The sequence below is a fragment of the Paraburkholderia sp. BCC1884 genome (assembly GCF_900996225.1).
Classification (GTDB): domain Bacteria; phylum Pseudomonadota; class Gammaproteobacteria; order Burkholderiales; family Burkholderiaceae; genus Paraburkholderia.
The window spans coordinates 1-582 of sequence record NZ_CAAJGL010000103.1 but is presented as its reverse complement, the minus strand read 5'-3'; the positions used below and the strand labels follow the sequence as shown (position 1 = coordinate 582).

Genomic DNA, 582 nt, shown 5'->3' with positions numbered 1-582 from the left:
GCTGGCCTTGGTGGTCACCTTGCTGCCGGCCAGCCGCGGGCGCTACCTGATGTTCCACCTGTTCGGCTTCGCCGATTTCGTGGTGGCGGTGGGCACGGGGCTGAGCTTCTTCCTGTTGCACGATCCGCGCATGGCCAATATCCAGACGCTGCCGATGGCGCTGATTCCGCTGTACGGCGTGGGCATTTCGGGGGCGAGCCACCTGATGGCCTTCGATCTGCTCAGGCGCGGCGCGCGGGGCGGGCGCTCTCGCGAGCGCGCCGCCATCGAGGCGTAGCGGCGGCAGCGCCGCGTGGATGGGTTCAGCGTGCGCGCGTGCGCCGGGCCTTCTTCGCCGGCGCGCTGCGCGGCGCTTCCTTCGCCGTCGCCGCGGCCGGATCGGCCTGCATGTCCTCGAGCCAGGACAGCGCGTCGGCATAGGACAGGAACTGCCGCAGATACTCGGGCGAGAGCTCGCGCATCAGCAGCAGCGCGCGATGCACCAGGCTGCTCGAATTGAGCGGGCCGGCGTTCTTCGGCACGATGTCGAGCGATTGCTTGACCTGCTGGTCGGCGCTCAGTCGCGACCAGATTTCCCGGAAG

Annotated in this window: 2 protein-coding genes; one reads left to right on the top strand and one right to left on the bottom strand. The window is 69.2% G+C overall.

The features are described 5' to 3' along the window. On the top strand, nucleotides 1-277 hold a 277-nt coding region (locus FQ705_RS25560), incomplete at its 5' end, for a hypothetical protein (RefSeq protein ID WP_222105669.1). 25 nt (nucleotides 278-302) lie between these two features. Here the strand turns inward: FQ705_RS25560 and FQ705_RS25555 are convergent. Then, the coding region (locus FQ705_RS25555; RefSeq protein ID WP_144145808.1) for a DUF2894 domain-containing protein at nucleotides 303-582 on the bottom strand (280 nt) is incomplete at its 5' end.